At 40.0% G+C, this 17,119-nt stretch carries 16 protein-coding genes; 1 reads left to right on the top strand and 15 read right to left on the bottom strand.

Annotated elements, in window-relative coordinates; genetic code table 11:
• Positions 1–82: 82 nt before the first annotated feature.
• On the bottom strand, positions 83–2,557 hold the full coding sequence (gene spoIIE, locus J7E81_RS22690) for a stage II sporulation protein E (protein ID WP_215045745.1): 2,475 nt from the start codon (positions 2,555–2,557) through the stop codon (positions 83–85).
• A 176-nt stretch (positions 2,558–2,733) separates the two neighbouring features.
• On the opposite strand from spoIIE, the gene J7E81_RS22685 reads away from it, so the two are divergent.
• Positions 2,734–2,994 carry a hypothetical protein gene (locus tag J7E81_RS22685; RefSeq protein ID WP_215045744.1) on the top strand — a complete coding sequence of 87 codons (261 nt, stop codon included), beginning with the start codon at positions 2,734–2,736 and terminating at the stop codon, positions 2,992–2,994.
• A gap of 32 nt (positions 2,995–3,026) precedes the next feature.
• Here the strand turns inward: J7E81_RS22685 and J7E81_RS22680 are convergent, their stop codons facing one another.
• The 14 genes from J7E81_RS22680 to glmU form a co-directional block, all read right to left on the bottom strand.
• On the bottom strand, positions 3,027–3,458 hold the full coding sequence (locus J7E81_RS22680; protein WP_215045742.1) for a S1 domain-containing RNA-binding protein: 432 nt from the start codon (positions 3,456–3,458) through the stop codon (positions 3,027–3,029).
• 94 nt (positions 3,459–3,552) lie between these two features.
• Positions 3,553–3,936: an FtsB family cell division protein gene (locus J7E81_RS22675; RefSeq protein ID WP_215045740.1), complete on the bottom strand. Its 384-nt coding sequence runs from the start codon at positions 3,934–3,936 to the stop codon at positions 3,553–3,555.
• Between the two features lie 16 nt (positions 3,937–3,952).
• Positions 3,953–4,585 carry a spore cortex biosynthesis protein YabQ gene (gene yabQ / locus J7E81_RS22670; RefSeq protein ID WP_215045738.1) on the bottom strand — a complete coding sequence of 211 codons (633 nt, stop codon included), beginning with the start codon at positions 4,583–4,585 and terminating at the stop codon, positions 3,953–3,955.
• Positions 4,582–4,884, bottom strand: coding sequence for a sporulation protein YabP (gene yabP, locus J7E81_RS22665; RefSeq protein WP_215045736.1), 303 nt, complete (start codon positions 4,882–4,884; stop codon positions 4,582–4,584). Before yabP ends, yabQ begins: the two co-directional genes overlap by 4 nt.
• A gap of 75 nt (positions 4,885–4,959) precedes the next feature.
• Positions 4,960–5,232 carry an RNA-binding S4 domain-containing protein gene (locus J7E81_RS22660; protein WP_215045734.1) on the bottom strand — a complete coding sequence of 91 codons (273 nt, stop codon included), beginning with the start codon at positions 5,230–5,232 and terminating at the stop codon, positions 4,960–4,962.
• An 18-nt stretch (positions 5,233–5,250) separates the two neighbouring features.
• Positions 5,251–6,720 (bottom strand): bifunctional methyltransferase/pyrophosphohydrolase YabN, encoded by a 1,470-nt coding sequence (yabN, locus tag J7E81_RS22655; RefSeq protein WP_215045732.1) that lies wholly within the window; start codon positions 6,718–6,720, stop codon positions 5,251–5,253.
• Positions 6,704–8,347, bottom strand: coding sequence for a putative polysaccharide biosynthesis protein (locus tag J7E81_RS22650; RefSeq protein ID WP_215045730.1), 1,644 nt, complete (start codon positions 8,345–8,347; stop codon positions 6,704–6,706). Before J7E81_RS22650 ends, yabN begins: the two co-directional genes overlap by 17 nt.
• Positions 8,348–8,436: 89 nt before the next feature.
• On the bottom strand, positions 8,437–8,973 hold the full coding sequence (gene spoVT / locus J7E81_RS22645) for a stage V sporulation protein T (RefSeq protein ID WP_098530257.1): 537 nt from the start codon (positions 8,971–8,973) through the stop codon (positions 8,437–8,439).
• A gap of 205 nt (positions 8,974–9,178) precedes the next feature.
• On the bottom strand, positions 9,179–12,715 hold the full coding sequence (gene mfd / locus J7E81_RS22640) for a transcription-repair coupling factor (protein ID WP_215045728.1): 3,537 nt from the start codon (positions 12,713–12,715) through the stop codon (positions 9,179–9,181).
• Positions 12,716–12,906: 191 nt separating this feature from the next.
• A complete protein-coding gene (fin, locus tag J7E81_RS22635; RefSeq protein ID WP_215045726.1) occupies positions 12,907–13,137 on the bottom strand; it encodes an anti-sigma-F factor Fin in 231 nt (76 codons plus the stop codon).
• Positions 13,138–13,268: 131 nt separating this feature from the next.
• Positions 13,269–13,829, bottom strand: coding sequence for an aminoacyl-tRNA hydrolase (gene pth / locus J7E81_RS22630; protein WP_215045724.1), 561 nt, complete (start codon positions 13,827–13,829; stop codon positions 13,269–13,271).
• Positions 13,830–13,960: 131 nt separating this feature from the next.
• Positions 13,961–14,599: a 50S ribosomal protein L25/general stress protein Ctc gene (locus J7E81_RS22625; protein WP_215045722.1), complete on the bottom strand. Its 639-nt coding sequence runs from the start codon at positions 14,597–14,599 to the stop codon at positions 13,961–13,963.
• A 75-nt stretch (positions 14,600–14,674) separates the two neighbouring features.
• Positions 14,675–15,631, bottom strand: a complete 957-nt coding sequence (locus J7E81_RS22620) for a ribose-phosphate diphosphokinase (RefSeq protein WP_215045720.1) — start codon at positions 15,629–15,631, stop codon at positions 14,675–14,677.
• A 24-nt stretch (positions 15,632–15,655) separates the two neighbouring features.
• Positions 15,656–17,029: a bifunctional UDP-N-acetylglucosamine diphosphorylase/glucosamine-1-phosphate N-acetyltransferase GlmU gene (gene glmU / locus J7E81_RS22615; RefSeq protein ID WP_215045718.1), complete on the bottom strand. Its 1,374-nt coding sequence runs from the start codon at positions 17,027–17,029 to the stop codon at positions 15,656–15,658.
• Positions 17,030–17,119 lie beyond the last annotated feature (90 nt).

Raw genomic sequence — 17,119 nt, 5'->3', positions numbered from 1 at the left:
CCAGAAATAGTATTGCTACCATTTTCGACGGGATCTGGTTGATTTATACATAAATTATTGGAAGGATGGATAAATTAACTAGTTAGGCATGTCGCTTTACTTTTTGAATGGGGATGGAGGCCCACTTTGGTGTGTTGTGTTTAATTTTGGCAACCGTCACCGTCATGTCATCATCAATCAAACCAGATCTAGAGCGAATAACCTCCTCCATGATTAAATCGGCAACCTCTTGCGGGTCGTCCGTCTCCAATTCTTGTACCTTTCGTTTCATCCATAAATCATAATTCTCTACATGCTTAGGTCCTTCAAATACCCCATCACTCATCATAATGAGCAGATCTCCTGCTTTTAATTGTTCACTGACAACATCTACTTCAAACTCTTGAAGAATTCCCATTGGTAAATTACTAGCTTGAATTTTAATGACTTTATTTCCTCTTTTTATAAAACTTGGTGTCGAGCCTATTTTAAGGAACCGTGCAGATGCATCTTTCAAGTCAATCATCGCTAAATCTAATGTAGAAAAAATCTCATCCGTCGTCCGAAGTGATAGGATGCTGTTTACCGACTTAATCGCAACCTTCTCTTCTATTCCTGATTGCAATATTTTTTGCAGCAGCTGAAGTGTCTCACTGCTTTCATAATGAGCTCTTTCTCCATTCCCCATCCCATCACTTATGGCGATGGCGAATTTACCTAATCCGAGCTCAATCGTCGAATAGCTGTCTCCTGATACTAAGCCGCCATCTTTGGCCGCATGGGCTACACCTGTATCTACGGTATAGGCCTTCGATGAGCGGAAGTTTACATTACATAATTCATGAGGGAGGCGACCGCATTCCTCCTTGTTTACAATTATCGTTTCCCCGAGAATATCTGACAGCATCGGCGCTATTAATTTGTCGCATTCCCCGTGACCATTACAAAATGGTACGGTCATCTCAATATCGACGTTGCTTGGTTCGAGGCTGTAAATTTCGACCTGTTCAATTTGAATCCCAAAATCCTGGATTGCCTCCATAATTTGTTCTTCTTGTTTATAATGATTCTCTCTTTCACGCTGGATTTCTTTTGCAAAGTTATCCATGACTTCAGAAACACCCAATAATTGCTCTGCAACGAGCTTACGGCTTTCCCGCACTTGCTTCTTTAATTTTAAATTAGCTTGATAGAAGGTTAACTGCTGCCCAATGGTTTCGTATACCTTTTTCGGACGGGAACAAATTTTATCCCATTCCCTTGCCATCCTTGGTGAAACAGTGCCATCATTTTGATCCATTTCATGAATAATTTCTTCCATTGATGCATAGGTTGTATTAAAGTTCTTTGCCCAACATTGTTCCTTTTTAAAACAGGTCTGGCAAGTCCGTTCCGTTACATTGCTCATGAAATAATCCATTTCACGGTTTTCTTCCTCGTCCTCCTGCATCACTTCCATTTGTGAGAAGCTTTTAGAGAGTGCATGGAAGACACCCGAAAATTGGGATACTCTTTGTGCTGTAACATCACGCATTTTTCGCATGTATTTTTGCTGTTCTGCCGTATGCTCCGGTGTTCCCGGTATATATTTTGCTAGTCTTGATGTTAGCGCTTGTGGCGTTAAGAGAAAGAGGAGAATGGCAGATAAAGTCTCCAAAACCGTTTGGAGAATCGATCCCCCGCCTTCCCCGTACATGCCAATCAGTAAGGTGGCAATAAACAAACCGATAGAAACTCCAATTTTTTTACCTTCTTTTAATAAACCGCCAAGCACCCCCGAAAAGGCTAGCAGACTCATATGATAGAAGCTGGATACGCTTGCAAGACTAAAAATCAGCCCAGTCACTACTCCGACCGTGGAACCGACTGTGGCCCCGGCAATGAAGGAGAAGACCAATACCAAATATCTCGACATGATATGTTCGATCGACATATCATAAACCTTCCAGCCGATGGTCCCTGACATAATCGAGGCAAGCATGATAATTAAACAAACAATCTCTTCCGTTTTTAACAGCTGTCTCCGTTTATTTAGAGTTAATAGTGGAATACTTTGCAGAAAAATGAGTGTCAAGATAAAGGCCAGGCTTGCCTGAACCCCTACCATCATCAAATCATAGAGAGTTAATTGTCTTGATAGAATAAAGGACTCAATTAACTTTCCTGCGCCTAGGATTATTCCGACAAAAAATGGCAGGGATCGTACCTCATTCGTCAGCCACTTTTCGCTAATCCGATAGATGGTTAAAAATAGAACAGTCACAGCAAAGGTAAAGGCAGCATTTCCTAAGGAAATAGTAGAGGCCCCAACAATCAATCCGATTAGGGCAAGCGGTGCCCGGTCTCGTTTGATTAAATAAACTGAGGCGAAAAAAGGCAGGCAGAATGGTGTTAACTTTGCTAAAATCAAAGCCCGTCCAAGTAAGAATCCTACTAATACTAATAGATAACCCTTTTTAATAAAAAAGGACTCAAGCATTAATTGACCTTTCCGTAATCCTTTTCCCAAATCCCATTTAGATGAATGAAGGTTGACTTCCCCGACTGGTTCTATGAAACTTACGTTAGTCTTTTCCATAAATCACACTCCCTAATCTTTCATCGTTGCAAACTATTATAAAATTAATAGATTTAAAAGTTTGTCAAAATAGTGAACAAGTTCAAATAATCGTTCGACGGTTTTCACTATAATCATTCAAATAATATATTTATGTCGTTTAAAGTAGAAAAGGAGGCCGACCTAAAGGGTGGTTGATGAATAAATTTGCACACCTGTTGATTGGAGCGGAAGGCGCGAAGACTCCTGCGGGAGTACGGGGCAGGGGAGACCCCGCAGGAGCGAAGCGACGAGGAGGCTCCCCGTACCGCCCGCGAACCGCTCGCGCCTGGAGCGGAAATCAACAGACTAGTTTAATGTATAAAAAAGAAGGTATCCCTAAACCATTTGGGATACCTTCCTTTAGTGCAAACAAAAAAGACAAGCCGCCGTTGACTTGTCTTTTATCTATTAAGTGAAACCTGCCTTATCCCATTAAGTGTGCAGCAAGTTAACCCCGTCTAGCTCCTCTTCCTCCACGCTTGGATTCCGTATGGCGCTTTAAGGAAGTTAAACGATCCTCACTGTCTTTTAGGAATTTGGCCATTTTAGACTCAAAGGTTTCCCCTTTATTGTTATTACGATCGTTTGAACGGTTTTGACGAGGGCGTTGCGAATGTGAATATTGCTTTTTTTCAGGCTCTGGCCGATCCTTTGCCTTTTTAATCGATAAGCCGATTTTTCCATCTTTCTCAACATTAAGGACTTTAACCTCAACTTGGTCGCCAACCTTTAAATGGTCGTTAATATCTTTTACATAATTGTCCGCAACCTCACTGATGTGTACAAGTCCTGTTGAGCCATCCGGCAGCTCCACAAACGCTCCGAAATTGGTTATCCCTGTTACCTTTCCTTGTAACTTGCTGCCTACTTCAATTGACATAAAAAGAATGTTCCTCCTTAAATTTTCAAAAAATCAAACTTTTTATATATTATACAGAAACCAAAAAATCAGTGTCAATAACTCGCACAGCAGGTCAATTTTCTTTACTGTCATCAGGGATATTAAAGATAACTTCATCCTTTTTTGAGAAAAAATACTCTTTCCTCGCTAACTTTCCTATATAATCATCATCGTTTAATTTTACAATATTTTCTTTAAGGATCGATTCCTGTTTTTTCAAATCTGCAAGCTGATGATCAAGCTTTTTCTTTTGCGCCAGTTTAGCTTCGAGTTTAGCGGTTTGGGAAATGTGATTTGAAATCATCAAATAGGTTAGCAGGCTAGCAAAAACAAAAAACACCGATAAACGTCTTAGCACTAATCTTCTTTTTCTGCTTGAGGCAATCTCGGCGTATTCTTGTTTCTCCACATAGGTTGTCTGAATTTTAGATACATTTCTGTTTAAATCCGCTCCCATTTCCCCTAAAACCTCCTTACTCTTTTTTCTTTTTCCATTTATCTCGCCATTTATTAATATAATTCATGATTTCCTTTAAATTTCCTGCCGTTTTATTATATAACTTCTCGACGGTTTTTTTAATACCCTTCGGCAAAAGTTTCCAAAATAACAGCAATATTTTTTGCATTGGAAACACAATTATTTTCAGTATCAATAGTAAAACCTTATAAATAAATTTGACAAGGGTGATTAGTCCCCTGCCAAGTGCGAGAATGATCATAATCAATAGCTGAATAAGACCAACAACAGGTTTATAAATCAGCATTTGAGTCATTTTGGTTATAAATTTATAAATGGCGATCACTGATTGAATCCCCATCTCTAAGAGATGAAGATAAATACCTTTTAACAATGCCTGGTAGGCGGCATATCCGCATAGCAGTGCAATAAAGATGTAAAAACGCAATTCACCGCTATTTACTATGAATAAGGTATAGAAAATAATTAAAGCTTGAATAACCCAAAATAAAACATCATTTATGAAGACGATCCAAGCTTTTTGTTTTGGACGATTTAAAAACCGTTGATACGTATCAAACATGGCGCCAAACAATGACCCCATGCCAATCATGGAGAGCATGGTAAGAAATTGCGTTGAAAGGGTCATTTGAATAACTTGCTAAAGAAGCCTTTAGCTTTCTCCCCATGCTGTTCATCCAGATAAACTAAGTCAAAGATTTTTCCTTTAATGGAGACAATCCCTTTTTCGACATCCAGATTCTTCATTTGCAGGTTTTGTCCCTTGATCGCTAAAAACCCCATTACTGTTTCTAATAAGAATTCCTCATTATCAAAGCTTTCTACTTGTTTTACTCCCGTAATATCAAGCAGCTTTCTTCCTCTCATAATGACATCATGGTCAGGAACAGTGCTTTTTGGTGGATTGCTATCATAATATTGACTCATCTTCATCCCTCACAATCATTTGTACAACCCTTTTGTACATTTTTATGTGAGGGAAAGTTAAATTAGAACCGTTACCTAAAAAGGGTCTTGAGAGCCCAGTTTCTCTTCCTGTAAAATCGTATACATTTCAGCCGCTTCTTCCTTACGCGATGTTTCTTGAATTCGATCAATTCGGGCAGTCATCTTCCGCTGTCCAAGGCGAATGGTTAATTCATCACCTACTTTAACCGTAGAGCTGGCCTTTGCCTCTTTACCATTAATTTCAATTCTGCCTTGATCCGAAACTTCCTTTGCCAAAGTTCTTCTCTTTATGATTCTTGAAACCTTTAAAAACTTATCTAAGCGCATTTGCACTTCCCCCCTCTTTTATAAACCTTTTTCCTTCGCTTCATCCCAATATAGATCGAGCTGTTCAAGTGTATGCTCTTCAAATGACCGACCACTATTCTTTACCTTTTCTTCCACATACCGAAACCTTCGGATAAACTTTTCATTTGTTTCAAATAAGGCCTCTTCCGGATGAATGCTTAAAAATCTCGCCACATTCACAAAAGCAAACAGCAGGTCACCGAATTCCTTTTTAGCTAGGAGAAGGCCTTCTTCTGTTCCATCAAGCTCATTCACAAACTCATCGAGCTCTTCTTTTACTTTCTCGAGCGCTGGTTGAATTTCCTTCCAATCAAAGCCAACCTTTGCTGCTTTCTTTTGCAGTTCATAGGCACGAAGCAAGTTTGGCTGTGCCAATGAAACACCCTCTAATAGGGAGGCAGGCTGCTGACTTCCTTTTTCCTGCTGCTTGATCTCCTGCCAGTTCTGAACCACTTGTTCCGCAGTATCTGCCTTTCTATTTCCAAACACATGCGGATGCCTGCGAATCATTTTCTCTGACAGCACCTCGATAATATCATCAATAGAAAAATATCCATCATCCTCGCCTATTTGGGCATGAAGCATGACTTGAAGCAGTACATCCCCCAATTCCTCGACTAAATGATCAATATCATCACTATTAATCGCCTCGATGACTTCATAGGTTTCTTCAATTAAGTACCTCTTTAACGATTCATGCGTCTGTTCCTTATCCCAAGGACATCCTTCAGGACTCCTTAAGATCGCAATAATCTCACGAAGCTTTGCAAAATTTTTCAACAATATATGTTCATCCTTAACAGGAGGAACATAGACAGAGGTTAAATTGTTAACTGTTACTTTTCGGTCCAGCTCATACAAGGCAACTTTTTCAATCGATTCCTGACTGCTTCCGGCAGCTGTCACAATATAAACCTCATAGTCATCCGGCAGCTTTTCCATTAGGGTAAGTTTAACCTCTGATGCGATAAATTGATCATACACCTGGCTGATAAACATATGCTGCTCCAGCTGCAGCTGGCTGGCCAAGAGCGCTGTACCATCAAGCAGTTGAAACCCTTCGACCGGGTCAATCTTTAATGAAGCAAAAATGGCATCTAAAAAGCTCTGTCCACCGCCAATAGTTATTTGAATCCCTTTTTCGGGGCCATATTCTAGAAGAAGCTGAACCGTGCGCTCTGCAACCAGTGGATGCCCGGGAACGGCGTAAATAACCGAATCAGTTATTGCCTCCTGCAGCAAGGTTTGAACAATTTCTTCATATACGGCTTCAAACTGATCATGCTTTTCATAGACTGCATCAAATGAAACATAGGTTAGACCTTCTTTTTCAAGGCTAGAGACAACTGGATGCTCCTTTGTCCGTAAGAAAAGACGGTTTGCCTTTAATATTTTTCTATATACCCCAACAGGCAGCTGTTCTAAGTCGCCAGCACCCAATCCTAGTATTTCAATTTCTTTCACCATGTTCACTCCTATCCTTTCGTGCTAATAAATGAATGAATTTGCTGCCAAGCGGAAATAATGCCAGTTCTTCTTCACAAAAAGTCCCGCCGCGAATAATCATCAGCAAAAACAGAAAACCACCGATTATTACTGCGCTTATTGATTGGACGGCGGCGCCCAGCCGTTCCACTTCAAAATAAGCAAAGAAGTAATCTGTTATGTATAAATAACCTTTTAAAAACAAGACCATACTGATCGTTGCTGTCAGAACCGTTCTTAAGTATCCATTTACGAATATTCTTCCAGTAGTTATTTTTCTAAATCCACCCATTAAGATTAGTGTAACGATTGCTAATGAAATAAGCGAGGAAACTGCCGCTCCCTTGATTCCTGCTATCGGAATGAACAGAACATTTAATAGATATTTTACTGGAAACACCATGACCACAGCAAAGGCTGGATACCATACCTTTCCCATCCCCTGCATGATGGCAATGATCGTTGAGATAATCGATGTAAAAAAAATCACAAAACTAAGTATACCCAAAACAGATGATCCTGACTTATTTTCAAACAGCATCATGTTAGTAGGCTCGATAATGGCCCAAAGGCCTGCTGAAGCTCCGACACCAACAACAATACTAACCTTTAACGCTAATTGAATATGTTTATGCAATTCCTCCCGCTTAGAGGTTAAACGTGCTCTCGTGATCAGCGGTACAAGGGTGAGTGACATGGAGGTCGCGGCAACGGTTCCTAATTGGATTAATGGCTGACCCCGGTCAAAGACCCCTTTAACACTTTTGGCTAATTCTGTTTCCATTCCATTCGCAACAAGCAAGGAATAAAGATTAAGGGAATCCGCCAATTGGGTGAAGATCATCAGCATTCCACTGATACAAATCATCAATCCTTGGAAAAAGAGCGCCTTCCAAATAGCGCCTATTTCCTTTTTATACTTTTGAAACATCCCTTTAACAGGCTGTATTATTTTCCATTCTTTACGAATCCTTAAAAACATAAACAGAATGATAGCGGAAAGGATACTTCCGGTGATGGAGCCAAACATCGCCCCGCCTCCGACTAAATACAATGACAGACCTTTGTTCATAAAAATCGAGGACAAAAGGATAATCGTCAGCACTCGGATTGATTGTTCTCCGACTTGTGATAAAGCTGTTGGAACCATATCGCCGACTGCCTGGTAATATCCTCTTAACAGAGAGCTGATGGGAAAGGTTAAAAACACAATGGCGACGATTTTTAGTAAAATCGTTAAATGTGAATCGTTCATCCCATCGGCAATTTCCTCAGCCCCTAGAAAGAGAATTAAAAAACAAATGATTCCAAAAACTTGTAAAAAGAGGTACGAGGCAAACAGAAGCAAACGAGATCGTACAACGTCTCCCTTTTCCTTCTGCTCTGCATAAAGCTTAGAGATCACCACTGGAAAACCAGTGGTGGACAGAACCACGGCCATGCCATAAAACGGGTATACTTGCTGATATATGTAAAAACCGACATCCCCAACAATATTTTGAAAAGGAATTCGGTAAAAGGCACTTAGGATTTTTGTAACAATCGCCGCAATGGTTAAAATAAAGGCCCCTTTGAAGACGGCTTTTGATTGTTTTATCGACTTTTGCATTTTCTCACCCGCTTATTAAAACTCCAAGGTATTATAGCATATAAAAAAGACAGCAGATGCTGTCTTTTTTATAAATTATAAGTCCTCTATTAAGACTCCATTTGTCGTGCGAGGAACCCTGCTGCAGTTTCGACTGCTTTTTGCTCTACTTCACCAAGAGTACCTTCTTTAGAAAAGATAATCACTCCACCTATTGGGTCTCCGTTTGCAATGATAGGACCAATGGTGTACGATGAGACGGTTTCGTTATTTCCTTCTATTAATGCCATTTCACCTTGCTGTGTATGTAGAACGGAATTTCGTTCTTCCATCGTTTTTTCGACTAACTCACTGATGTTCTTATTTAAATAATCCTTTTTCGAACCACCAGCTACTGCAATATACGTATCTCTATCACAAATTAAAACAGGATTACCGAGGCTATCAAATAGGGCTTCTGCATATTCTTTGGCAAAATCGCTAAGCTCGCTGATTGGTGAATATTTTTTTAAAATGACTTCTCCGTCTCGATCAACAAAAATCTCTAACGGATCCCCTTCGCGGATACGCAAAGTTCTGCGTATTTCTTTAGGAATAACAACACGACCCAAATCATCGATTCGACGAACAATTCCAGTTGCTTTCATCCAATGTTGCCTCACTTTCATCTGATGATTTTACTAACTTGGCAATGATGTTAATCATCACCAGCTTTGAAATTAGTATCTTTCATCTGGAAAGTTCTATTCACAAACCTAATATTTTTTCACATATAAGAGAAATATCACATTTATGGATATAAATAGTAGGTAAATCGGACTAGTCGAGTTCAAATGAGATGCCAAATTACCATTAATTCACAGGATTTCCTTGGCCCCTTTTCGCCAATGGTATTCCTTTGACCATTTCCTGAACAGCATGAAGCCACTCTGCTGTTTCGTACTCTTTCGTCTTAATCATGATTTTTAACTTAGAGCCTTCCATCCCAGGAATAATATTTCTGCCAAACTGGCTGCCTATATGGAATATTTTACTTCCATCAATATTGCCGGTAATCTGCTCATTAACCAAGATGGTGACTTCTTGTTTCACTTGTTTAATTTGCTCAACCCCGTTTAACAGAGCATAAACCTTGATTTCAGCAATTTGGAATAGATAATCGACTTCTACCGGATATTCGCCAAAGCGATCACGAATTTCCGTTTGAAGCTCTTCGATCTCCTCAAGACTATCGGCCCCTCTAAACCGTTTATACATCTCAATCTTCTGATGTCCATCTTTAATATACGTATCTGGGATATAAGCATCGATTTCCAGATCAATTTCAACGGATTTTTTCACTTCGCCGCCAAGGTCGCCCTTCCGCTCTTCAATTGCTTCCTTGAGCATTTGAGAATAAAGGTCAAATCCTACGGAATCAATAAATCCATGCTGCTGGGCACCTAATAGGTTTCCTGCACCGCGAATCGATAAGTCCCGCATCGCAATTTTAAATCCGGACCCTAACTCCGTAAATTCCTTAATCGCTTGAAGACGCTTTTCTGCCACTTCCGTTAAGACCTTATCTTTTCTGTACGTAAAATAGGCATACGCAACACGGTTGGATCTGCCAACCCGGCCGCGCAGCTGATAAAGCGTGGAAAGGCCCATTCGATCTGCATCGAACACAATTAACGTATTTACATTCGGAATATCAACACCCGTTTCGATAATCGTTGTGCTCACGAGCACATCAAATTCCCCTGCTAAGAAACCAATCATAACGGATTCCAGTTCATTTTCCGTCATTTGTCCATGTGCAAACGTTACGCGGGCATCTGGTACAAGCATGGAAATTTCTTCAGCCTTACGTTCAATATCTTCGACTCGGTTATATAAAAAGAATACTTGTCCGTCCCTGGCAAGCTCACGTTCAATCGCTTCTCTTACCAATGAACCATTGTACTCCATAACATATGTTTGGACTGGAAAACGATTTTCCGGTGGTGTTTCGATAACCGATAAATCACGCACGCCAAGCATGGACATATGAAGTGTCCTTGGTATTGGTGTAGCGGTTAAGGTTAACACATCTACATTTGTCTTCAACTTCTTGATCTTTTCTTTATGTGTAACACCAAATCTCTGTTCTTCATCGACAATCAATAGGCCTAAATCGCGATAGATAATATCCTTTGATAGCAGACGATGAGTGCCGACAACAATATCAACAGTACCTGCTTTTAAGCCCTTAATCGTTTCTGTCTGCTGTTTTTTTGTACGGAACCGGCTTAATAAGCCGATATTAATCGGATAATCCTGAAAACGCTCCCTAAGTGTCTCAAAGTGCTGCTGTGCCAAAATCGTTGTTGGCACCAGAAAGGCTACTTGTTTTCCATCTGCAATTGATTTAAATGCAGCACGGATGGCCACTTCTGTTTTACCATAACCGACGTCACCACAAAGGAGACGGTCCATCGGGCGAGGTCTTTCCATGTCCTTTTTAATTTCATGAATCGAGCGCAGCTGATCTTCTGTTTCTTGATAGGCAAAAGAAGTTTCAAATTCACGCTGCAGGTCGCCATCGGGTGAAAAGGCATAACCAACTGCCGCTTCCCGCTCGGCATATAGCTTAATCAAGTCATCAGCGATATCTTGTACAGATGATTCAACTTTCTTCTTAACCTTTTTCCAGTCAGTGCCGCCAAGTTTATAAACCTTTGGCTCTTTTCCTTCTGATCCCACATATTTTTGAACCAGATCAATTTGTTCCACTGGTACGTAAAGCTTATCTGATCCTTGATAGCGAATATGCAGGTAATCTTTATGAATACCGTTAATAACGAGTGTTTCAATTCCTAAATATTTGCCGATTCCATGATTAACATGAACAACATAGTCACCAATTTTTAACTCGGAGTAACTTTTTATCCGTTCGGCATTTGATAATTTCTGCCGGCTGGTTGATTTTTTAACGCGTTTATTAAATAATTCTTCCTCGGTGATGACAGCAATTTTTTGAATCGAGAGTTCGAATCCTGCATGGAGATTTCCTTGCATGATCTGGACTTTACCTGCTACGAGCGGCTGGTCACCTTTTATCATGCTCGCACTTATTTCATAGTCCTCTAGAACCCGTTCTAATTTTTTTACCCGGTCTTCATCCGGACCTAAAAATAGAATGCAATAATTCCCTTTTTTCCACCTGTCAATTTCTGCTTTTAAAACATGCATTTGCCCATGGAAATTTTGCATTTGTTTACAAGTAATATTAATTATATTTTGCGGGCTTGTATTGGCTACATGGCGCAAAAATAATGACATATAGAGAAGCGGAAATTCTTTTCGCTGCAGCATGGCCTGTAAGTCATGGGAAATATGCAGGTCATGAATAATCTTCCCTTCAGAAAGTAACCCTGTATACCACTCTGCTTCTTCTTTTACAAGGGAATCATTCATCTCTTGAACTCTGCTAATTTCATCTACAAACACAAGTCCATTACTTGGCAGATAGTCTAGTAAACTAGCAGGCCGCTCGTAGGCTAAGGATAAATATTTATAGACTTGATCTGGCTTTTGGCCGTTCTTCAACTGTTCAAGCTCATAGCTGAGGTTTTGACTAAGCTGCATCTTTGCTTTATCATCTTTTAGTTTCCGTAATGACAAAGCTAATCCTTCTTCAAGCTTCCCAATCATTCGGCTATAGTTTTCGGCTTCAAGAATGATTTCGCTTGCTGGTCCAATTAACACCTCTTGAATCTTTTCTTTAGACCGCTGATCATCAAGGGAGAAATAACGGATGGAATCAATTTCTGTATCAAATAGTTCAATCCGCAGTGGGTCAGCTTCCGTAAGAGGATAAATATCAATAATTCCGCCCCTTACACTAAATTCCCCTGGAGTTGTTACCATTTCAGAGCGGACATACCCCATTTTAACAAAGGTGTTTAACAACTTTTCGATATCAATGTCTTCTCCTAGCTTTAACGACAGCTGGTATTGCTGCCATAGCGATTTAGGAGGAACAATCTTTTTCAGCCCCGCAATTGGAACAATTAAAACCCCTTTATTTTGTCTGCTCCAATAGTTAAGGGCATCAATTCGCTGAGCTTTTAATTCCGGACTGGCAACGCTGAGCTCGGCGGCTATCAATTCATTCGCTGGAAAAAGAAAGACTTCCTTTTCACTTAATAGATTGACAAGATCATCATAAAGTTTTTGAGCCTGTAGTAGATTATGGGTAACAAGCATGATCGGCCTGTTCATCTTTTCATAAACGGACGCAGTTAGGACTGTACGTGATGATCCTGAAAGACCTGCAACCAGTTGTTCTTTTAATCCTTCTTCAATCCCGGCGATAATGGAGTGAACATCTTCCTGCTTTAAAAATATTGATTTTAAACCATTCAAGGTTTCTCCTCCCTTCCTAAAAAATAATTATATTAAAACAATATTTATATGAGTAAATTTTTAAACAGAAAAACGCTTTGGAGAGCTTCCAAAGCTGGGCAGAATAGCGGAAGCGCCCGGTCAGCGGCGCATACTAGCCGCGAAAGGCGCTAAGCTAGACTATTATCTAAGTAGAGTTTTTTACAACTATATCAATGAATAAGGAAATCATATTGATGATAATCAGGGTTTCGTTCTAATGCTTCCTGACAATCTTCGCATATGGCCGTGATATGAATATCACCGGTCGGTTCATATGATATCATTTCCTGTCTTTCTTGATCCGTTAATTTATGAAGGCCGAGTGTTTCTGCATGAATCGATGTTTGTTCAATTGAACCAAGTTTTGTACCACAATGACGGCAATGATAATGGATGGCCATGCCTGTCCCTCCCTAATCTAGGATTCCACTACTAGTATTAACCTGGCAGGTGGAAGTTATTCACTAGATTAAACAGAGAAAAACAGATGTTTTTCTTCAATGTATGAATGAAAGACTTGTATCATGAACGATTATTGATTATATTCATTCATAACCTGCAAAAATGGTTTCTGCAGCCAGGCGGCACAGGCCTCTGCACTTCTCTTCACGGCATCTTGAGTTAAAGGTCTTTCCTCCGCACGAAAACGTCCAAGGACATAATCTGGTACGCTCATCCCTGGAGTTGGCCGGTCAATGCCAATCCGAATTCGATTAAACTCTTGTGTCCCTAAATGGGCAACTGTAGACTTGATTCCGTTATGCCCTCCTGGACTTCCTTTTTGGCGTAGTCTTATTTTGCCAACAGGCAAATCAAGGTCATCATAAATGAGTACTAAATCCTCTAACTCTATTTGATAATAATCCATTACGGCTCTAATTGATTCCCCTGATAAGTTCATATAGGTTAATGGTTTTAATAGTAATACCTTTTCCCCGTTATGAAGGCCAATTCCATACATCCCCTTAAATTTCGACTGATTTAACGGAATTGAGAATTGGTCGGAAAGGGCATCGATTACCTCAAAGCCAATATTATGTCTTGTCTGATCGTATTGCTTCCCAGGGTTACCTAAACCTACGATTAATTTCATCTGTGTTCCCACCTCTTCCGGTTTAGTCATCCTTTTATAAATTTTTTGAAACATCGCCATTCTCCCATAATAACATGATTTCCATAATTATGCGTTAAAAGACGTAACCTTAAATAGGTTACGTCTCGTATTTATTCTTCACCGGCTGGAGTGGTCTCTCTTCCCTCTTCTTGATCAGGGTGACCCCCTTGCTGTTGTTCACCAGAGTTAATTTCCTCTTCCTGTCTTGGAGGCAATATGGATGCAACGACTTCCTCATCTTCATGATTAATAGTAAAGCCGCCGATTTCAGGAATATCCCCAACCACTACTGTCTCGCCAACTTGAAGGTTTGTAATATCCACTTCTATTGCCTGTGGGATATTATCCGGAGTGGATGTAATCGATAACTCGTGAATGGACTGCTGCAGGACACCGCCATCTTTTACACCAATTGCTTCCCCTACTAGCGCTAGTCTCACTTGCACATTAATTTTTGAGGACTTGTCTACCGCTAAGAAATCAACATGGAGGATTTCTTTTTTAAAGGAATCTTCCTGATAATCAGATAAGATGACATCGTGCTTGTTTCCATCAATATCAAGGGAGATGATCCCGTTTCTGCCGACTGTTCGGATTGTTTTGGTTAAATCAGCCGAACTTACAAACACTGGTTTGCTTTCGACTTTCGCACCATATACGATTGCAGGAATATTTCCATTACTACGAAGCTGCTTTAATGCCGAATGCCGGAGTTCCGTTCGTTCCTTTGCTTGTAAAACCGTACTCATATGATTAGATACCCTCCTATTTTTAACACTTTCTATATAGAAATGCCCCAAAATAGGATGGTCTAAACATTATTATCAATCAAATAGTGTACTTACTGACTGTTCTTCGTGAACGCGGATAATCGCTTCACCCAGTAATGGAGCCACAGAAAGATGAACAATTTTTTCAATGTTTTTCTCTTCAGGAAGCTCAATTGAATTGGTGATCACTAATTCTTTTATTTTTGAGTTTTGAATTCTTTCAATTGCAGGCCCTGACAATACAGGGTGTGTACAGCAGGCATAAACTTCTTTTGCCCCATTTTCCACTAAGGCATTTGCAGCAAGGGTAATCGTACCAGCTGTATCAATGATATCGTCGATTAAGATGGCAATCTTTCCTTCGATATTACCGACAATATTCATAACCTCTGCAACATTTGGTCTTGGACGGCGTTTATCGATAATTGCAATTGGAGCTTTTAAACGTTCTGCCATTTTACGTGCTCTTGTTACACCGCCATGGTCTGGGGAAACGATCACCACGTCACCATTAAATTGGCGGCTTTTAAAATAATCCGCTAAAATAGGTACACCCATTAGATGATCAGTTGGGATTTCAAAGAAGCCTTGAATTTGCGGTGCATGCAGGTCAAGACAGATAACCCGGGTTGCCCCAGCCGTTTCGAGCAGGTTTGCCACTAATTTAGCGGTAATTGGCTCACGGGCACGTGCTTTACGGTCTTGACGAGCATACCCGTAATAAGGCATAACGATGTTGATGGTTTTGGCTGAAGCTCTTTTTAAGGCATCAATCATGATTAGTACTTCCATGATATTTTCGTTCACTGGCGAGCTAGTTGATTGAATAACATACACATCACAGCCACGGATACTTTCTTCAATATTAATTTGAATTTCACCATCACTAAATCTCGTTACAGAGCATTTTCCAAGCTCTACACCAATAAATTTTGCAATTTCACTTGCCAGCGGCAGATTTGAATTTAAACTAAATACCTTTAAGTTTGGATCTAAATATTGATTTGACATGATTGCCCTCCAATTGTAATAGCTTTATTTCTTAAGATTAAGTTTCTGAACGTAACCTTCTTTGTTAACCTGTTTTGCACGAGCAATCGCTAAAGCTTCCTCAGGCACATTCTTTGTGATCGTTGAACCTGCAGCTACATATGATCCCTTTTTAATGGTTACCGGAGCAACTAAATTTGAATTGCAGCCAATAAAGACTCCATCTTCAATTTTTGTTAAGAATTTATTTTTCCCATCGTAGTTAACCGTGATGGATCCGCAGCCAATGTTTACATCGCTGCCCACCTCTGCATCACCAATATAGCTAAGATGTGACGCCTTACTTCCCTTACCAAAGACCGCCTTTTTAATCTCAACAAAGTTGCCGATTTTCACCTCATCTAGGATAGTGGATTCAGGGCGAATGTGGGCAAATGGGCCAATGTTTACATGAGATCCAATTGAACTGTTAAAAGCGGCAGATTGACGGATTACTGTTTCATTACCAATTTCACATGTATCAATTTCTGTGTTAGGACCAATTATACATTCCGTACCAATTTTAGCTTGCCCCTTGATCATTGTTCCTGGATAGATAACAGTATCTTGCCCAATCTCAACATCTGCTTCTATGTAAGTATTTGCAGGATCAATAATGGTTACCCCATTGCGCATATGGGATTCATTAATCCGGGAACGCATAATCCGTTCAGCCTCTGCTAAGGCAACCCGGTCATTTACACCGAGGGTTTCTTCGAATTCACCTGTCTGGTAAGCTGTAACTACTTCCCCTTGTTTCTTCAGAATCTCAATTACATCTGGTAAATAGTATTCCCCTTGCACATTGTCATTGGATACCTTTTTTAATGCTTCAAACAATGCCTGGTTGTCAAAACAATACGTACCTGTATTTATTTCATTGATTTTCCGTTCTTCTTCTGTAGCATCTTTATGCTCTACGATCTTTTCGACTAGGCCCTCTTGGTTACGGATAATTCGACCATAACCTGTTGGGTTATCTATTTTGGCTGTAAGGATTGTCGCTTTTGCCTTTAACTTTTCATGATGGTTAAAGAGAGATTCCATCGTTTCAGCTTTAATTAAAGGAGTGTCACCGCACACCACTATAGTTATGCCTTCTTTTCCCATTAAGCTATCTTGAGCCTGCATCACGGCATGAGCAGTACCCAGCTGTTCTTTTTGCAATGCATAGAGACTTTGATCACCTAATTGCGTTTGGACCATTTCAGCTCCATGGCCAATAATAGTAACTATCTCTTTAATAGTAAGCTTCGTTATTTGATCAACTACATGTTGTACCATAGGTTTACCGCACACTGGGTGTAAAACTTTATAAAGCTTAGATTTCATCCGCGTTCCTTGCCCTGCAGCTAAAATCACAGCATAACGATTAGACATGGACAGTCCTCCAATTTACCTTTTTATCCATTAAAAATATTAACGTAAATGGGCTCGCTTTTCAAGGAATGAAGGGAAAGTGTCTAATTT

This window comes from Bacillus sp. ISL-18 (assembly GCF_018613415.1).
Classification (GTDB): domain Bacteria; phylum Bacillota; class Bacilli; order Bacillales; family Cytobacillaceae; genus Neobacillus.
The sequence above is the reverse complement of the archived record's forward strand: the minus strand, read 5'-3'. Positions and strand labels throughout refer to the sequence as shown.

What these genes read in the sequence shown, in the direction of transcription:
- spoIIE (WP_215045745.1), bottom strand. Translation starts at nt 2,557, where the DNA reads ATGGAAAAGACTAACGTAAGTTTCATAGAACCAGTCGGGGAAGTCAAC.
- J7E81_RS22685 (WP_215045744.1), top strand. Translation starts at nt 2,734, where the DNA reads ATGAATAAATTTGCACACCTGTTGATTGGAGCGGAAGGCGCGAAGACT.
- J7E81_RS22680 (WP_215045742.1), bottom strand. Translation starts at nt 3,458, where the DNA reads ATGTCAATTGAAGTAGGCAGCAAGTTACAAGGAAAGGTAACAGGGATA.
- J7E81_RS22675 (WP_215045740.1), bottom strand. Translation starts at nt 3,936, where the DNA reads ATGGGAGCGGATTTAAACAGAAATGTATCTAAAATTCAGACAACCTAT.
- yabQ (WP_215045738.1), bottom strand. Translation starts at nt 4,585, where the DNA reads ATGACCCTTTCAACGCAATTTCTTACCATGCTCTCCATGATTGGCATG.
- yabP (WP_215045736.1), bottom strand. Translation starts at nt 4,884, where the DNA reads ATGAGTCAATATTATGATAGCAATCCACCAAAAAGCACTGTTCCTGAC.
- J7E81_RS22660 (WP_215045734.1), bottom strand. Translation starts at nt 5,232, where the DNA reads ATGCGCTTAGATAAGTTTTTAAAGGTTTCAAGAATCATAAAGAGAAGA.
- yabN (WP_215045732.1), bottom strand. Translation starts at nt 6,720, where the DNA reads ATGGTGAAAGAAATTGAAATACTAGGATTGGGTGCTGGCGACTTAGAA.
- J7E81_RS22650 (WP_215045730.1), bottom strand. Translation starts at nt 8,347, where the DNA reads ATGCAAAAGTCGATAAAACAATCAAAAGCCGTCTTCAAAGGGGCCTTT.
- spoVT (WP_098530257.1), bottom strand. Translation starts at nt 8,973, where the DNA reads ATGAAAGCAACTGGAATTGTTCGTCGAATCGATGATTTGGGTCGTGTT.
- fin (WP_215045726.1), bottom strand. Translation starts at nt 13,137, where the DNA reads ATGGCCATCCATTATCATTGCCGTCATTGTGGTACAAAACTTGGTTCA.
- pth (WP_215045724.1), bottom strand. Translation starts at nt 13,829, where the DNA reads ATGAAATTAATCGTAGGTTTAGGTAACCCTGGGAAGCAATACGATCAG.
- J7E81_RS22625 (WP_215045722.1), bottom strand. Translation starts at nt 14,599, where the DNA reads ATGAGTACGGTTTTACAAGCAAAGGAACGAACGGAACTCCGGCATTCG.
- J7E81_RS22620 (WP_215045720.1), bottom strand. Translation starts at nt 15,631, where the DNA reads ATGTCAAATCAATATTTAGATCCAAACTTAAAGGTATTTAGTTTAAAT.
- glmU (WP_215045718.1), bottom strand. Translation starts at nt 17,029, where the DNA reads ATGTCTAATCGTTATGCTGTGATTTTAGCTGCAGGGCAAGGAACGCGG.